A 15,350-nucleotide genomic window follows, 5' to 3' on the forward strand; every position below is an offset into this window, starting at 1 on the left:
AACCTTCTGGCGTTGGCCTGGCCCTTCAGCCTTGCTGTTTTTCGCGACGACGCCAGGCCAGCAGACCGACCAGGCCCAGGGAAGCGAGCAGGGCGCTCGAAGGTTCGGGCACGGCAGCGGCCAGGCCCAGATACTGGTAGCCGCTGTCGGAATGGAAGCTGCCGCCGGGGCTGACTTGCAGGCCCAGGTAGTCCGAATGCGAGGCGTCACTGCTCAGATCGCAGTTGGCCAGGTGGAAGCAGCGCACGCCGTTGTAGGCGGTGTAGCTGAGGCGGATGTCGGTCTGCGTGGGCAGCAGCAGCGACAGCGTGAGCTGGCCGGTGTAGCGGCCGTTGTCTTCCTCGCCATTGGTGTAGATGCCGTTGGGGCCACCGAGGGCCACCTCTCGGAACAGCTCTTTGGAGAGAAACTCTTGATGGGTGATGAACTGCTGGGTTTCCGGCGGGCAGTACATGCCGTCGCTGCCGAAATCGGTGCAGGTGGCGCCGGGGTCGTAGCTGGGGTTGGCGATCTCGTAGCTCAGGCTCAGGTTGCGGAAGGAGCTGGCTTGCATGAAGTGCGACAGGCCGCCCACGCGCGCAAAGGCTTCAAAGCCCAGGCCGGCAAACACGGTGTCGTAGCTCAGCGTCCAGGTGACGGCCACGCTGCTGCCCGTGCCTTCAAAGCGCAGCAGGTCGTTCACATCGAGCCGGCTGTAGGTGTCGGCGATATTGGTCTGCTCGGTGAAGCCGCTCATCTTGACCTGAGCGATGGACTTGAACATGCCTGTGCTGGGGTCGGCCCAGGCATTGACGCTTGCACTCACGCCGCCAGCAACGGCCGTGACCGGGCCCTGGCTGCTGAAGTTGCCCGAGCTGACAGCATCGGGGAAGCTGTAGACGAACTGCTGGGTCGCCTGGTTCTCGGCGCTGCTGCCGAAGGCCAGGGTGGCACTGGCTTGCGCGCTCAGGGCGCTGCAGCACAACAGGGAAACGAGGGCCAGTCGGTTCTGGGTCTGAGTCTTGATCACGGATGCCTTTGCTTGCCAGGGACAGATTTGGATGGCGGGTTTGTACCTAGCGAGTGCGAATCTGGCATCCCCCGGGCTGCGGGGTGTTGAAAGTCAGTTGCAGCCCGCAGCGCCCGTGGGCCCGCTGGCTTCCGGGCCTTTGGCTTCTGAGGGGGCAGGTCTTGCCTGCGGGGCGATGCAGGCGCGGCGCAACAGTTTGTGCTGCGCCTGCCACCATCTGGCGCCACTGGCTTTGCACCGAGACATCAAGGCTGCCCGTCCTGCAAGAGTACCGGCCCGCCCTTGTTCATCCGGAGCTGGGTCTGCACCGGGGACGGAATTCCCATGTGGCGAGGCGCTCCAAATACAAACGTGACAGACCTGAGCCTGGCCGCAGAAACTAGCCGGCGTGCAGCTGATTCGGTCTATGCATCCTGCGACGCTTGAAAGCACCGTAAGCCACGTGGCCGAGCCAGTACAGCAGCAAAGCCAGGATCAACAGCGCCGGCACATTCAACCAGCCGGACTTCTGCACCGCCTTCGGGAAGACCTGGGGCTGGCCCAGGAAGAGTGAATTGGCGGCAATGAACAAGGCGACGGTCATGCGCCAGAGATGGCGCGCCAGGCGGGTGGCGCCCGTGACGCCGCGCTGGATGATCAGGCGCAGATCCCCCACCGCGGCCAAGCTGCCGATGATCACGAACATGAGGAACGCCGCGCCCGGCTGGCCGTCCAGCATGCCGCGCGGGCTTTGCATGGCGAGCCAGAAGAAGTAGGCGCCTGCGCCGGTGATGCTCAACGATGTCAGCAACAGGCCGTGGTCGAACTTGCCAAGTTCTCCAGGTTTGCGCTTGACGGCCATCCACGAGCTCAAGACCAGATAGAAGGTCAAGATGCCAGCAATCACCGAGGCGCGCTCGGGCGTCGGCAGGAAGGGGGCGACGACGGCGCCGATGCCGGACATGATCAGCATCGAGATGACAAAGATTTTGCCGATCAGGCGGTGCAGCGGCGTGCCCTTGCGGAACACAAAGGCGGCTGCACCGGACATGATGCCGACGCTGCCGGCGCCGATATGCAGATACAAGACCGCGGCGGCCGCGGCGTGAGCCAGAGGGGAACTCTCGGGGCTGATGTAGAGGGTGGCCACGTTTCAATAACTCCGAATTTGGGTGTACAAGGCTAGCTGCTTGCTGGCTTGTTTTACTTGGGCTGGCGCTCAAAGAAGGCCCAGATCAGGGCCGCGCCGTTTGGCTCCATCGGGGAGGGCCCCAAGAGCCGCGGGCGTTGGGAGTAGGGCTGCGGCAAGCCATGTCCGCCGCCATGAATGCTCACCAGCTCCACCTCGGCCTTGCCATCGCGGCTGCTATTGCTGGCCGGGCTCCAGCGGTTCTGCTCGACACGAACACCGGCGGCGACGAGCGTCTCGCTGGTGAGGGGCGCGCCGCCCAGATGGGCCCAATCGGCGAAGTACTGCGCTGACGCTCGGGATGAAATGATGGGGCCGCCCTTGTAGAACAGGCCCAGCAGACTGATCTCGCCGCCGGCATAGGGCACCAGCGGGTCCTCGCTGCCGTTCATGATCATCACCGAGGTGGCTTCATGCGCCGCCGGCTGGCATTGGAAATTCTCAGCTGCCGGCACATTTGCGACCACGGCGGCCACTGCCTTGTAGCGGCCCGGTTGCTCCAAGGCCAAACGCATCGCCATCGAGCCGCCGTTGGAAACGCCGGCCGCAAACACGCGCGACGGGTCGAGCGCCAGCTCAGCGACCAGTTTGTCGACCAGGGCGGCCAGGTAACCCACATCGTCGCCGCGGACGCCGTTCAAGTCCTTGTCACCGATGCGGCTGCAGTCGTTCCAGTCGGACGCGAAGGCCTTGGGGTAGACAAGGGCAAAGCCATGCCGGTCGGCCAGGCGCTCGAAAGCGTAGCCGGTGCCGACGCGGATCTGGCCCGGGCCTTCGCCTGAGCCATGCATCACCAAGACCAGCGGCGCGCCCTTGGGCAGGTCCTTGGGCACATAGGTCCTGTAGTTGCGCTTCACGCCGGCCACTTCGATAGATCCCTTGGCCAAGCTGCCCGACAGCTGCGGCAGCTCGGGATCAGGCGTGTAGAGGAAGTAGGCGAACAGGCCAGCCAGCACGGCCAGCAGCGCAGTCAGGGCCAGGAAGCCTCGCAGCAGGAAACGCAAAACTCTCTTCATGACAAGGCTTTCTTTGGAACAACGGGGCCGACTGTGCCTGTAGGGCAGGGCCGCAGCCAAGCCATGCCGGATCGGCGGCGCCCTTGCAGGGACGAGCGACGCCCCGTCGCGACCAGCGGCGCCGGCGGCCACCGATCGGCCGGCCGCGCCATTCATCCCCTCACAGCGGGCCTGAAAACCCGCAGCGCGTGGCTCGTCGGAGCGGCTGTTTGGGCGGGCGGGGCGCTCAACACAATGGCCCTGCCTTCTCGAATTCAGCAGCGCAGGCAAGGTCCAAGGCCTGCTGCGTTCAGCCACTCACACCCTCTTTAGTCGACCATGAACACTCAGTTTCTTACAGTGCGCCACAGCTCTTCGATTCACAAAGCCATGCTGGCGCTGGCGCTGGCCGCCTCTATAGGCAGCGCCCAAGCCGCCGTCTTCAAGGATGCGCAGCTGGAGTCGCTGCAAGATGCCGGCAAGTTTGTCGAACTGGAACCAGTGGCGCAGGCCCGTCTGAAGACCAATCCCGCCGATGCCGAGGCCAGCGCGGCTTTGTCCTTGGCCTTGAGCTTCAGCGACGCCGGCGACGGCAAGCGCCTCGAGGCCGGCGCCAAGCAGGCCAAGCTGTGCGTTGAGCAGCACCCGAACATGGCGGTGTGCCACCTGGCCTCGGCGCAGAACCTCGGCTTGCAGATGCTCAGCATGGGCATGGCCAAGGCCATGCGCAATGTGGGTAGCTTGAAAGAGTCCTGGATCCGCACGCTGGAGTTGGACCCCAGCAGCTTCACGGCCCGGGTTCAATTGGCCAAGCTCTATCTGACCGTGCCGGGCATGATGGGCGGCAGCGTGTCCAAGGCCAAGGAGTTGGAGGCCACCGTGCGCAGCAGCCAGCCCGAAACGGCGCGCATCATCCGCGTCCATATGGCCGCCGAAGACAAGAAATGGGCCGAGATGGAGAGCGAGTTGCTGGGCGTCAAGCCGAGCAAGGATGGCGCCATGCTGGACGAGGTGCGCGAGGCCACCATGCAGTTGGCGCGGGTCTATTTGAAGGACAACAAGGATTTGGCCAAGGCCAAGAGTCTGTATGAAGGCCTGCTCCGCGATCAGCCGAGCAAAGCCAGTGGCAGCTATGGCCTGAGCCGGGTCTACGCCGCGCAGGCTCAAACCGACGAGGCGATTCGCTACCTGGAGCGGGCCAAAACCCTGAGTGGCGCCGATGAGTACCCGATCGATCACCGCCTCGGTGATGCCTATCTGGCCAAGGGCGACAAGGCGCAGGCCAAGGCAGCTTATGAGCGTTTCATTGCCAACAAGCGGGCCAACCCGGCCAATGTCGAAGACGCTCGCAAGAGCCTGGCCAAGCTCGGCTGAAGCTGAAGGAAATACAAATGAGCGATCAAGACGTCCCCCTCTGGCGCCTGAATCTGTTGCGCGCCTTCTACTTGCTGATCACGGTCGGTCTGGCCAGCAGCTGGGGGCCGAGCCTCTTGCAGCACAGCGATCTGTGGGCGCAGCGCAGGGGTGAGTTGGGCGCGATGCTGATCGGCCTGGCCATCCTCTGTGTCTGGGGCTTGCGCTACCCCTTGCAGATGTTGCCGCTGCTGATTTTCGAACTGCTCTGGAAGAGCATCTGGCTGCTGCTCATTGCGTACCCGCTGTGGCTGGGTGGGGCGATGACGCCGAATGTGCAGGAATCGGCCTTCGCCTGCCTGATGGGCCTGGTGCTGACGCCGCTGGTGCTGCCCTGGCGCTATATCGCGCATCACTACTTTCGCAAGCCGGCGCAGCGCTGGCGCTGATCGCTGGCACTGATCACTGGCACTGACGGCCGCGCGCCATTGCCGCTCAAGTCTTTCAGCCATTCACTCGAGTATTCTGCCGTGATGTCACCCACCACCCCCTTCGAAGCAGCGCCGCTGTCGCCGGCCTTCCATTGGCGGGCGCTGTTCGGCTGGCGGCGCGTGCGCACCGTCATCATCATCTGCACCCTACTGGTTCTTCTGCTCAACCTCACATACGCGAGCTTCAGCTTTCGTTTGCCGATGCGGGTGTTCGGCACCGGCTTGGTTGTGCTGCTGGCTTTCGGTCTGACTGAGCAATGGCCACGCCGGTTGCCGGAGTGGCTGGCGCGCTGGGCGCTGCAGGTGGTGGCAGTCGGCTTGGTGGTGCCGGTCACGGTGTTTCTCTTTTACAAACTCGGCACCGACGCGGGCGCACCGGATTTCTGGAAGGAGGAGAAGCGCCTCTTTGGCTTCATGCTGATGAGCCTCTCTGGCATGCTGGTGGCACCTTGGACCGCGCTGACCGCCCTCTTGCGCCAACGGGAGGCAAAAGTGGAAGAACAAGCCAACGACTTCGAGTTGGAGCGCAGCGAGCTTGCCCGCCAGGCCCTCGACGCTCGCATGCGACTGCTCACCGCTCAAGCGCAACCGCATTTTTTGTTCAATACCCTGGCCAATGTTCAGGCCCTGGTGGAAGCCGGTTCGCCGCGCGCCCCGCAGTTGCTGCAAAGCCTAACGGACTATTTACGGGCCGCCGTGCCACGCCTTGACGGCTCGGCCAACACCCTGGGCCAGGAACTGGAGCTGGTGCGGGCCTATCTGGAGCTGATGCAGATGCGCATGCCGGACCGGCTGGCCTTTGCGCTGCACATCGGCCCGGGTGTGCATCTGCTGCGCTGCCCGCCAATGACCTTGTTGACCCTGGTGGAGAACGCCGTGCAGCATGGCATCGACCCCAGCGAGGAGGGCGGCCGCATCGACGTGCATGCCGAGCTGCTGCAAAGCGGCCGTTGTCGCCTGCGCGTGGTCGATACCGGCATGGGCTTGCAAGCCACCGGCGGCGGCTTGGGCACCGGCCTGGCGGCGCTGCGCGAACGCCTGCTCTGGGCCTATGGAGGTAGCGCCAGCCTGGAACTGCGAGAGGTGGCGCCGCATGGGGTGGAAGTGACCATCGAATTCAGCGAGCCCAAGCCATGATTCCGACCGCCCTGATCGCCGACGACGAACCGCTCCTGCGTGAAATCCTGGAGGCGCGCCTGGCCGCGGTCTGGCCGGAGCTGCAAATCGTCGCGCAGGCCCGCAATGGCCGGCAGGCGATCGAATTGTTCGAGCAGCATCAACCCACGATCTGCTTTCTGGATGTGCACATGCCGGGCTTGAGTGGTGTGGAAGTGGCCCGCCAGATCGGCAAACGCGCGCACCTGGTCTTCGTCACCGCTTTTGACCAATATGCCTTGGAAGCCTTTCAGCATGGCGTGCTCGACTATCTGGTCAAGCCGGTCACCGCAGCTCGCCTGAGCGAAACGGTGGAGCGCCTGAAGGCGCGCCTGCAGCAGGCCCAGCCGGCCGTGCATTCGGAGACCTTGCTGGCGCAGCTGGCCGAGCGTCTCAAACTCGACCACAAGCCCGAGACGCTGCGCTGGGTGCGCGCCAGTGTCGGCCCCTCGCTGCGCATGATCCCGGTCGACGACATCGACTACCTGAAGAGCGACAGCAAATACACCTTGGTCGCCTACCGCGACGAAGGGCAGGTGGCCGAGGCTTTGATCCGCATGCCGCTCAAGGACTTGCTCCCACAGCTCGACCCGCAGCAATTCGCCCAGGTGCACCGCTCGGTGGTGGTCAATCTGCGCTCGATCCGCCGCGTCACCCGCGGTGACAACGAGACGGCCGACATCGAGCTGAAGGGGCGCAGCGAACGCCTACCGGTGAGCCGCAGCTATCTTGCGCTGTTCAAGGAAATGTAGGGCGAGTCAGCCAGGCCAGCCGGACGCCGGCGCTGCTGCCATTCCTGTTTCAAGCTTCAGTCACCGGCGGCTCCGTGCCCATTGCGGGCATTCGCTTGTCATCGGCGCTATCGCCCATTTGGCAGCTTTCTGTCATTGCCCCCCGATGCCCTGCCGCCGGCATTCATGCCAAAGCACCAGACCTTATGTGCCGGGGCGTACCGACTGGCAAAACAGGAATGGCAACACAAAAATCGCCGGATTTCTTTACACAAGGCAACCCAAGGGGAAACCAGACTGCAAACTAAGTTGTTGACTCTAAATATATTTTAGTAAGTTCATGTAGCTGGCATGAGTTTTGCTTTTTGGCGACGGGATCACCCCATCTCTACCTCAACCAGTTTTCAGGGAGCATCTGCAATCATGTTCAAGAGTTTCATCGCCCGATCCGCTGGCCTGCTGGCCGCCCTGTGCCTGGCCACCGGCAGCCAAGCCGCCCCGGTCACCAAGAACTTCAATTTCCTGTCGGCCCAATTCACCTTGAAGGCCGAACTGCAGTATGACGACGCCAAATCGACCCCGTTCGGCGACACGAGCGCCTACACACTGACGATCCACGAGTTCACCACCACCCTGAGCAACTTCACCTTGCCCACGTTGAAGGTCGCGGTGACGCCTTGGTACGACTACTTTGTTTTCAGTGGCGGCGCTACCCAAGGGCTGGACGCCAACACGGATGATGTTTTTTTCAATGCTGATGGGTGGCAGAAAAGGGGGTACTACACCTTCAGCCAGCCCAATGTTACTTGGACGAGCATGTCGTCCCTGAGTTTCAACAATGACCCGTATGTGCCGCCCACACCGACGCCCGGAACCGTGCCCGAACCGAGCAGCCTGGCCCTGGTGGCCCTGGCCGGCCTGGGCCTGGTGGGTGCACGCCGCCGCCGGGCTTGAAGCTCGCTTGAATGGGCGGGCCGCGCCCGCCCTCGACGCCGCTGCCGGTTTTCCGCCAGCGGCATTTTTGTTTATTGTTGCTGCGGAAGCGTGCCGGCTGCGCCGGCACTATGCACCTGGTGAAGGTGCCACTGGAGTTCAAGCCACCGCTTACCGCACCATGAGGCCGGACGCAAAAGTCAGGCAGTTTTCCGGGGCGGAGCCTTGTGGATGTGCATGCTGCCGTGCCCTCAAGTGGCCTGATCTCCGCCCAAACGAAGGGCTGCTTCGGGTGCTGAGATAACTCACATTCTCGGCGGATATTTTGCCCGGTTTGACTGGCAGCCTGCTAATACCAGCGAACTCGCCCTCAAGTGCATTCAATAGCCGCGCAGAACAGCTCCTCTTGAGCCGCGGCGACATGCAGTTCTTGCTTGACAACCCAGCTCATCCTCGAGGCTTAAGTTCTGGCGTTCAGCAGAATGTGGATGCTATGGTTCGGCCTGCCGAGAATGCTCCGGCAGCCGACCCGGACTTGACTCATGCCTGACGACGCCTCAAACGGCTCAACATCGACCGAGAGTCTTCCGCCTTGCCGCTCCTGCGCAACGCCGCTCCAAGGGCCGTTCTGCCATGCATGCGGCATCAAGGCGCCGCGTCTGCCTTTCAGCTTGCCTTGTATGTGGCAAGACTTTACCGAGCGAGTGCTGCATGTTGAGAAGAGTTTCAAGCGCACGTTTGGGGCCATGTGTTGGCAGCCGGGCCTGGTGTTCAAGGCTTTCTTGCAAGGCCAGCGCCTCCGCTACACGCATCCCTTGCCTTTTTTGGTGGCGATCGCCACGCTCAGCGTCTTGCTGAGCCATCTTTACAGCGATGTGTACCTCGAAGCCTATCGGGCCGCCTTGTTGCAGCAGGTCCGGGCCAGCCTGTCTCCGGCTCGCGCCGCCCTTTTCGCGCAGCTCAATTTGTGGCTCAGCTTGTCCATGCCTTATTGGATGCTGGTCTTCACACTGCCTTCGGCCGGCTTGATGCGCCTGTTTTTCCCGCGGCGTGGGTTCACCGTCGCCGAGGCTTGGGCCGTGGGCCTGTACGGATCTGCCATGGCCTTGTTCATCGATTTTCTGGTCAATGGGCTGGGCCAGTGGGCTCAGATTCCCACGGCAGAGCTGCGCTTCATTTCCGACTTCTTGTTGTTGCTCATTTCCGTCGCGTATTACCTGGTCTGGCTTGGCTTCAGGCCCTGGACGCTGCTGCGTGTGGTGGCGGCCTGCCTGATGGGTTTTGTGCTGATGGATCAAGTGCAGAAGATGAGCATTTATCAAATCGCTGCTTGGCTGCCCGGCGTCCATTGAGCGGGCGGGCAAATCGGTTCCGATCAGCTCGAAACCGGACCCGCAGCGATCTGCAGCTGTTCAAGGAAATGTAGGGCGAGCCCAGCTGGTTCAGTGCTGCGGCCTGGCACTCGCCGCCGCACGCGCCAGCCGTGTGCGGCGCAGCTGCTGGTCTGAGCTGAAGCCGGCCGCCAGGGCCGCATCGCTGGGGCTGGCGCCGCGGGCCAGGGCTTGCTCGGCGCGCTCGAGCCGTATGGTTTGCAGATAGCTCAGTGGGCTGATGCCGGCGTGTTCGGCGAACAAACGGCTCAGGTGGCGCGGTGTCACGTGGGCGCGCGCCGCCATGGCGTCCAGGCTCCAGTCCTGCGCGGGCTCGGCGCAGATGGCGTCTTGCACTCGGTGCAGGGCCGCATGCAGATGGTGGCGGTGTGCCAGCAGGGGCGAGAGTTCGGGGTCTTTGCTGCTGCGGCGCAGGTAGACCACCATGGTCTGGGCCACGCTGGCGGCCAGGGCTTCACCGCAGTGTTGGGCGATCAGGTGCAGGCTGAGGTCGATGCCGGCGGTGATGCCGGCGCTGCTGGCGATTTGCTCCTCGGGGCCGTCGAGCACGAAGACGCGGTTGTCCACCACCTGGGCCTCAGGTGCCAGCTGGCGCAGCTCGTCGAGCATTTCATGGTGGCTGGTGCAGCGCACGCCGCGCCCCAGCAGGCCGGCGCGCGCCGCCAGCAAGGTGCCCGAGCAGATGCAGACCAGGCGCCCGCCCTCGCGCAGCAAGACCTGACCCTGCCGGGCCAGCCAACGCTCGCCGTCCAGCTCCAGGGCCAGTTGTTCGCTGCTCGGCGCGGGCTCGTCGGGCGCCTTGCTGCGGCAGCCGGAGAGGATCAGCCAGCTGCCCGGCGCGAGCGCTTCAGGCGGCGGCTCTAGGCCGCTGAGCTGCAGGCCGACCGAGCTGGCGCACTCGGCCTCCATGCCGATGAAGCGCAGCCGAAAGGCCTCGGGCTGCTGGCGCCGGCGCAGGGCCTGGTTGGCCAGTCGAAAGGCCTCGGCCGGCCCGGCCAGATCGAGCAGCAAGGTGCCGGGCTGCACCCACATCAGGACATCAAGTGCTGTGGACATGGTGCGAGCTTAGCGCCTGGATCTGGGTCTCAGGCCGAGACGGCAGCAGCAGCTGCACGCGCCAGGGCCTGGTCCACCGTGCAGATCTCGGCGAATCGGTCCTGCAGCACGGTCTCGGTGCGCAGCTTGATCTCGGCCGGGCTCAGCGTGGCGCCGCTGGCGTGTTGCATGGCAAAGGTCAGCGTGGCCTCGGTCACGTAGTCGACCTGCCAGCCTTCATCGCTGGCGTGGCGGGTGGTGGTCTCGCAGCATTGCTCGGTGCGGATGCCGCTGACGATCAGGCGCTGGATGCCGTTTTGATGCAGCCAGATGGCCAGGCCCGTGCCTGCCAGCGCGCTGTGGCGGTGCTTGATCACTTCCAGCGCCGGCTGCAGGGCCGGCAGTTCCTCCAGCGGCCGCACTAGGCCCGAGGCCAAGGCGAAGGCGTTGTCGGCCGTCTCGGGGCCGTCGCTGTGGAAGACGCGCACGATGGGCATGGCTTGGGCTTGAGCGCCTTCGATCAGGCGCCGGGTGGCGGCGAGGAAAGCGGGCAGCTCGGCCGTGTTCCAGTAGGGGCGTTGGCGGAAGGATTCTTGGACGTCGATCAGCAGCAGGGCGGTTTTCATGGGCGGTGGCTCCGGGTTGAAGGTGTGCGTTTCAGTGCCTCCACTGTGCCGCCGTGGCGGGCCTGCGTCGCGCCCGATCGGGCCCGCTTTCGGTCAAATCCGGACATGGCCGGGCCGGCCTCGTTTTTTGCAGTCCACCCTGGGCTGCCCGAGTGGCCTCGGCACCCCAGGCCATTCACGACAGGGGCTGCGGTTTTCTCAGCGTGTCCGGGTGTGAGCGGGCTCAGCCTGCGGTTTCGATGGGGAAGCTCCTTGCTGGCCCAAGGCAGGCGCATTGGCACTGGCCGCTGTCCCTGTGCGCCATCATGAGAAATATTTCAGATATATTTATAAAAATTCACCCTGAATCGTGCCCCTCCCAAGAAGGCCGGATATGTCAAGAATCAAGGAACTGCTGCGCGACAACTCGCGCCGAATCGCCCGTTTGAACTGCATGGGCGTGCTGGCCTGCGGGCTGTTGCCCGCCCTACATGCTTTCAGCGCCGAACCCCCACCGCCGCCGCTGGCGCCGGTGGACCAAGTGTTGGCTCGCAAGCACCGCTGCAGCGACAGCTTGGAGCTGCGCTCCCAGGCTTTGAGCCCGCAGCAAGAAAGCGAAATTTGCCGGGAGTTGAGCGAGATCGAAGCGCGCTTTCATCGCGTCTTCGGCACCGAAGGGCGGCCGATCAAGAACGACCAGAATCGTTCCCTGCGAGCCAATATCTATGCCTCGGGCGATGACTTTGTGCGTTATGCCGGTCAGCATTTCAATATGCCCACCAACAACGGCGGCATGTATCTGGAAGGCCTGCCCGATCAGCCTGGCAATCAGGCGGAGTTCGTCGCCAACCAGCGCAAAGATGGCAGCGTGCGCAATCTGGGGCATGAGTATGTCCACTACCTGGACGGGCGCTTCAATCTCTACGGAGATTTCTGCGCCAATCTGCATGACTCCCACGACGCCCCAGAGAACTGCCCGAAGCCAGCGCCGCTGACGCCCTACCTGATCTGGTGGACGGAGGGCGTGGCCGAGTACATCGCTCATGGCCAGCGTCACCCCCGCGCCCTGAGCCTGGCTGCGAGCAAGACCTTCAGCCTGAGTCAGTTGTTCGACACCGGCTACCTCAGCAACAGCGGCGACGAGCGCGTCTACAGCTGGGGCTATCTGGCCGCACGCTTCATGCTGGAACAAGAGCGGCCGCGACTGGATCACATGCTGAGCTTCACCCGCGCCGGGGACTATCCGCGTTACCAGGCTCTGGTCAGGAGCTGGGGGCAGGATCTTGACGCGGCCTTCTCGGCCTGGCTGGGCACGCTGGCCCCAGGCGGCGAGCCGACGCCCAAACCCTGAGTGGCGCGCGGTCGGCCTTGGCGAGCCCGGCAAGGACTCGCGAGTGGATCAGCTTTTTGCTCTTGGGTGCTTCAGCTCCGGGCCTTCAAGCCCAGTGCTTTCCAGCCCTCCAGGCCCAGCTTCTCCAGCGTGGCCATATTCGCCTCGTAGATGGCGTCGGTGTCGGCCATGGTCTCGGTGGCGCGCTCAATGCTGCTCTCGCGCAGCAGGTGCAGGGTGGGGTAGGGCGAGCGGTTGCTGTAGTTGCTGATGTCGTCGATGTCGGTGCCGGCGAACTGGTAGTCGGGGTGGAAGCTGGCGACTTGCAGGAGGCCGTCCAGCTCCAGATCTTCGACCAGGGCGTCGGCGGCGCCGAGGAAATCGTTGAAATCCAGGAAGTCCGTCAGCACGCGCGGGTGGATCAGCACCGTCGTTTCGATTTCGTCCGGGTCGGCCCGGTTCAGGGCCAGCAGCTCGCGGGCCAGCTCCTTCAGCAAGTCTTCCGGCGTTGCGGCCTGGCTGACCACATAACGCAGGCGATTGTTGACATGCACGCTCTTGGCAAAGGGGCACAGGTTGAGGCCGATCACGGCCTTCTCCAGCCAGTGCTGGGTCTCCTGGCGTGCGGCGTCGATCTCGGCGTCGCTCAGTGTGGGATCCGATGCGGGGCTTGGGGTGGCGTGGTCGCTCATGGGGAGAAAAACTCAAGTCGGAGAAGAAGAAAGAGGCGAGCCGGAGTTCAGCCCCGCCAGGGCCTGGTGCGCCGCCTCGCTGGCCTGCGCCAGCAGCTGCGCTTTCCAGGCCGGGGTGTCGATGTAAAACGCGTCGCGGATCTGGCGCTTGATGGCCAGCACCTGCTCGGGCGGCGCCTCGGGGTGGGCCTCCAGCCAATGGTCGGCGCGCAGGGCCAGGATCATCTCGTCCAGCGGCACGGTGCCGAACTCCAGTGCCATGCCGGTGTAGCGCGCGCCCGGCGCCACCTGGGCGAACACCGGCTCGACGATGGACCACATCAGGCCCACCAGCGGCGCCGAGCTGGAGTTGCCTTCGCTCAGCGAGGTCACCCCAGCGCCCCACCACTGGCGCGCGCGGGCCAGGCTTTCGCCTGTGTCCTGCCCCGTGTAGATGCGCTCGCCATGGCCGCAAGGCCCGAGGCCGGTGTGCAGGTCGATCCAGGCCAGCTCACGCACGCCGACCAGGTGCTCTTCCAGCACATGGCGCAGGGTGATGTGGCTCCAGGTCGGCGTGTGGCCGCCGTAGAACAGGCCCAGCTCCTGCGTGTACTGGCCGCCGCTGACGGCTTGCTGCCAGGCGGCCCGGCCGTGGCGGGCGATGTAGTCGCTCAAGCGCGCCTCGTTCTCGGCGCTGGGCGGCCACTGGCGGGGCAGCAGGGCGCTGGCCAGCTCCTCGTAGCCCGGGTTGGCGGGCAGGGGGCGTTGGTGGAAATCGACGAAGTTGCGGTTCAGGTCCACGCCTTCCTGCGTGACCCGGCGCCACCAGGAAAAACCATGCGGGTTCAGGCCGTGCAGATAGAGCACGCAGACACCGCTGGCGCGCACAGCGGCCAACCATTGTGGGTCCGCCAGCAGCCCGCATTGAATGCCCGAGCCGGCAAATCCCTCCACGCCATGGCAAGCGCTGCTGAGGATGAGCAAGCGCTCGGCCCGGCCGCGCGCCGGGCCCTGGCGCAGCACATCGAGGGCCAAGGCTTCGCCCTCGCGGCCCAGCAGCGGGTGGGCGCGGCTTTCGACATCGAGGCCGGCGGCCTCGGCCGCAGCCAGGAACTTGGCGCGCGCCTCGGCATAGCTCTGCGCGAAAAAGGCTTCGGCGTGCTCTGCCATGGCAGCGTCCTCCCGTCCGTCCATCAGGGCCGCGGCTGCTTCAGCCAGGCCTCGGCCAGCTGCACCCACATGGAGCCGCCCAGGGGGATCAAATCGTCATTGAAGTCGTAGCTGGGGTTGTGCAGGGTGCAGGGGCCCATGCCATGGCCGCCGACGCGGTGGCTGCCGTCGCCATTGCCGATCAGGAAATAGCAGCCCGGCTTTTCCTGCAGGAAGAAGCTGAAGTCCTCGGCGCCCATGGTGGGCTCGAACTCCTGCACGCTCTCAGGCCCGACCATGGCGCTCAGCGTCTGGCGCACGAACTCCGTTTCGGCGGGGTGATTGATGGTGGGCGGGTAGTTGCGGCGGAACTTGAACTCGCAGCTGACCTCGAAAGCGCTGGCGATGCCCTGCGCCATCTCTTCCATGCGCCGCTCGATCAGGTCCAGCAGTTCCAGGGTGAATGTGCGCACCGTGCCCTCGATCACGCAGGAGTCGGGGATGACGTTGGTCGCCTCGCCCGCGTGAATCATGGTCACCGAGATCACGCCGGCCTCGGCCGGGCGCTTGTTGCGGCTGATGATGGTCTGGAAGGCCTGCACCATCTGGCAGGCCGCCGGCACCGGGTCCACGCCCAGATGCGGCATGGCCGCATGCGCGCCCTTGCCGCGCAGGGTGATCTTGAACTCATTGCTGGAGGCGAACACCGGCCCGGTCTTGAGCGCAAAGGCGCCGGCCGGCATGCCCGGCCAGTTGTGCGCGCCGAACATGGCCTCCATGGGGAAGAGCTTGAACAGCCCGTCCTTGATCATCTCGCGCGCACCGCCGCCGCCTTCTTCCGCCGGCTGGAAGACCAGGTAGACAGTGCCGTCGAAATTGCGGTTCGTGGCCAGATGCTTGGCTGCGGCCAGCAGCATGGCGGTGTGGCCGTCATGGCCGCAGGCGTGCATCTTGCCGGGCTGGGTGCTGGCGTGCGGGAAGGTGTTGTGCTCCGTCATCGGCAGGGCGTCGATGTCGGCGCGCAGGCCTACGGCACGCTCGCTCGTGCCGTTCTTGACGATGCCCACCACCCCGGTCGTACCCAGGCCGCGGTGCACCGGAATGCCCCAGTCGCTCAGGGTTTGGGCGATCAGGTCCGAGGTGCGCTGCTCCTGGAAGCAGAGCTCGGGGTGGGCATGGATGTCGCGGCGCAGGCGCTGGATCAGCGGCGCATCGGCCAGGATGGAGTCGATGAACTTCATGGCGGCGTGGCCAGGTCGGCCCGGTGGGTGGGTGAAGGGGGCAGAAAGACTGCAGGGCGCCAGTCTAAACCGGGGCATCCATCGCGGGGCGGA

15 protein-coding genes are annotated in these 15,350 nt (G+C 64.7%); 7 read left to right on the forward strand and 8 right to left on the reverse strand.

Features of this window, described 5'->3' with window-relative positions:
- Nucleotides 1-25 precede the first annotated feature (25 nt).
- The 3 genes from LNV23_RS19640 to LNV23_RS19650 form a co-directional block, all read right to left on the reverse strand.
- Nucleotides 26-1,009, reverse strand: coding sequence for a PEP-CTERM sorting domain-containing protein (locus LNV23_RS19640; RefSeq protein WP_263564546.1), 984 nt, complete (start codon nt 1,007-1,009; stop codon nt 26-28).
- 379 nt (nt 1,010-1,388) lie between these two features.
- The gene (locus LNV23_RS19645; RefSeq protein ID WP_263564547.1) at nt 1,389-2,138 is read right to left on the reverse strand and encodes a DUF2306 domain-containing protein; all 750 of its coding nucleotides are present in this window, start codon (nt 2,136-2,138) and stop codon (nt 1,389-1,391) included.
- Nucleotides 2,139-2,191: 53 nt separating this feature from the next.
- Nucleotides 2,192-3,193, reverse strand: a complete 1,002-nt coding sequence (locus LNV23_RS19650) for a CE1 family esterase (RefSeq protein ID WP_263564548.1) — start codon at nt 3,191-3,193, stop codon at nt 2,192-2,194.
- A 318-nt stretch (nt 3,194-3,511) separates the two neighbouring features.
- Between LNV23_RS19650 and LNV23_RS19655 the strand changes: the two genes are divergently transcribed.
- The 6 genes from LNV23_RS19655 (at nt 3,512) to LNV23_RS19680 (ending at nt 9,187) form a co-directional block, all read left to right on the forward strand.
- Entirely contained in the window at nt 3,512-4,546 is a 1,035-nt protein-coding gene (locus LNV23_RS19655) for a tetratricopeptide repeat protein (protein ID WP_263564549.1), read from the forward strand.
- Between the two features lie 17 nt (nt 4,547-4,563).
- Entirely contained in the window at nt 4,564-4,974 is a 411-nt protein-coding gene (locus LNV23_RS19660) for a hypothetical protein (protein WP_263564550.1), read from the forward strand.
- Between the two features lie 84 nt (nt 4,975-5,058).
- Nucleotides 5,059-6,153 carry a sensor histidine kinase gene (locus LNV23_RS19665; protein WP_263564551.1) on the forward strand — a complete coding sequence of 365 codons (1,095 nt, stop codon included), beginning with the start codon at nt 5,059-5,061 and terminating at the stop codon, nt 6,151-6,153.
- Nucleotides 6,150-6,923 (forward strand): LytR/AlgR family response regulator transcription factor, encoded by a 774-nt coding sequence (locus LNV23_RS19670; RefSeq protein WP_263564552.1) that lies wholly within the window; start codon nt 6,150-6,152, stop codon nt 6,921-6,923. The genes LNV23_RS19665 and LNV23_RS19670 overlap by 4 nt, the downstream gene beginning before the upstream one ends.
- Before the next feature lie 402 nt (nt 6,924-7,325).
- Nucleotides 7,326-7,856, forward strand: a complete 531-nt coding sequence (locus tag LNV23_RS19675) for a PEP-CTERM sorting domain-containing protein (RefSeq protein WP_263564553.1) — start codon at nt 7,326-7,328, stop codon at nt 7,854-7,856.
- A gap of 659 nt (nt 7,857-8,515) precedes the next feature.
- Complete coding sequence (locus LNV23_RS19680; RefSeq protein WP_263564554.1) at nt 8,516-9,187, forward strand: DUF3667 domain-containing protein; 672 nt, start codon at nt 8,516-8,518, stop codon at nt 9,185-9,187.
- A 90-nt stretch (nt 9,188-9,277) separates the two neighbouring features.
- Here the strand turns inward: LNV23_RS19680 and LNV23_RS19685 are convergent, their stop codons facing one another.
- Nucleotides 9,278-10,282 (reverse strand): GlxA family transcriptional regulator, encoded by a 1,005-nt coding sequence (locus LNV23_RS19685; protein ID WP_263564555.1) that lies wholly within the window; start codon nt 10,280-10,282, stop codon nt 9,278-9,280.
- Between the two features lie 29 nt (nt 10,283-10,311).
- Nucleotides 10,312-10,887, reverse strand: a complete 576-nt coding sequence (locus LNV23_RS19690; protein ID WP_263564556.1) for a cysteine hydrolase family protein — start codon at nt 10,885-10,887, stop codon at nt 10,312-10,314.
- A gap of 373 nt (nt 10,888-11,260) precedes the next feature.
- Between LNV23_RS19690 and LNV23_RS19695 the strand changes: the two genes are divergently transcribed.
- Entirely contained in the window at nt 11,261-12,217 is a 957-nt protein-coding gene (locus LNV23_RS19695) for a collagenase (RefSeq protein WP_263564557.1), read from the forward strand.
- 71 nt (nt 12,218-12,288) lie between these two features.
- Here LNV23_RS19695 and LNV23_RS19700 read toward each other — a convergent pair whose 3' ends face one another.
- The 3 genes from LNV23_RS19700 to LNV23_RS19710 are packed head-to-tail and all read right to left on the reverse strand — an operon-like array spanning nt 12,289 to nt 15,257.
- On the reverse strand, nt 12,289-12,888 hold the full coding sequence (locus tag LNV23_RS19700; protein WP_263564558.1) for a DUF1415 domain-containing protein: 600 nt from the start codon (nt 12,886-12,888) through the stop codon (nt 12,289-12,291).
- Nucleotides 12,889-12,900: 12 nt separating this feature from the next.
- Entirely contained in the window at nt 12,901-14,037 is a 1,137-nt protein-coding gene (locus LNV23_RS19705; protein WP_263564559.1) for a M14 family metallopeptidase, read from the reverse strand.
- A gap of 23 nt (nt 14,038-14,060) precedes the next feature.
- Nucleotides 14,061-15,257 carry a M20 aminoacylase family protein gene (locus LNV23_RS19710; RefSeq protein ID WP_263564560.1) on the reverse strand — a complete coding sequence of 399 codons (1,197 nt, stop codon included), beginning with the start codon at nt 15,255-15,257 and terminating at the stop codon, nt 14,061-14,063.
- Nucleotides 15,258-15,350: the final 93 nt, after the last annotated feature.

Source organism: Kinneretia sp. DJ1R-11 (genome assembly GCF_025717595.1).
Taxonomy (GTDB): domain Bacteria; phylum Pseudomonadota; class Gammaproteobacteria; order Burkholderiales; family Burkholderiaceae_C; genus Paucibacter_A.

Bases quoted from the DNA above. Each gene is read 5' to 3' on its own strand.
- LNV23_RS19650 (WP_263564548.1), bottom strand. From the start codon at position 3,193: ATGAAGAGAGTTTTGCGTTTCCTGCTGCGAGGCTTCCTGGCCCTGACT.
- LNV23_RS19655 (WP_263564549.1), top strand. From the start codon at position 3,512: ATGAACACTCAGTTTCTTACAGTGCGCCACAGCTCTTCGATTCACAAA.
- LNV23_RS19660 (WP_263564550.1), top strand. From the start codon at position 4,564: ATGAGCGATCAAGACGTCCCCCTCTGGCGCCTGAATCTGTTGCGCGCC.
- LNV23_RS19665 (WP_263564551.1), top strand. From the start codon at position 5,059: ATGTCACCCACCACCCCCTTCGAAGCAGCGCCGCTGTCGCCGGCCTTC.
- LNV23_RS19670 (WP_263564552.1), top strand. From the start codon at position 6,150: ATGATTCCGACCGCCCTGATCGCCGACGACGAACCGCTCCTGCGTGAA.
- LNV23_RS19675 (WP_263564553.1), top strand. From the start codon at position 7,326: ATGTTCAAGAGTTTCATCGCCCGATCCGCTGGCCTGCTGGCCGCCCTG.
- LNV23_RS19680 (WP_263564554.1), top strand. From the start codon at position 8,516: ATGTGGCAAGACTTTACCGAGCGAGTGCTGCATGTTGAGAAGAGTTTC.
- LNV23_RS19685 (WP_263564555.1), bottom strand. From the start codon at position 10,282: ATGTCCACAGCACTTGATGTCCTGATGTGGGTGCAGCCCGGCACCTTG.
- LNV23_RS19690 (WP_263564556.1), bottom strand. From the start codon at position 10,887: ATGAAAACCGCCCTGCTGCTGATCGACGTCCAAGAATCCTTCCGCCAA.
- LNV23_RS19695 (WP_263564557.1), top strand. From the start codon at position 11,261: ATGTCAAGAATCAAGGAACTGCTGCGCGACAACTCGCGCCGAATCGCC.
- LNV23_RS19700 (WP_263564558.1), bottom strand. From the start codon at position 12,888: ATGAGCGACCACGCCACCCCAAGCCCCGCATCGGATCCCACACTGAGC.
- LNV23_RS19705 (WP_263564559.1), bottom strand. From the start codon at position 14,037: ATGGCAGAGCACGCCGAAGCCTTTTTCGCGCAGAGCTATGCCGAGGCG.
- LNV23_RS19710 (WP_263564560.1), bottom strand. From the start codon at position 15,257: ATGAAGTTCATCGACTCCATCCTGGCCGATGCGCCGCTGATCCAGCGC.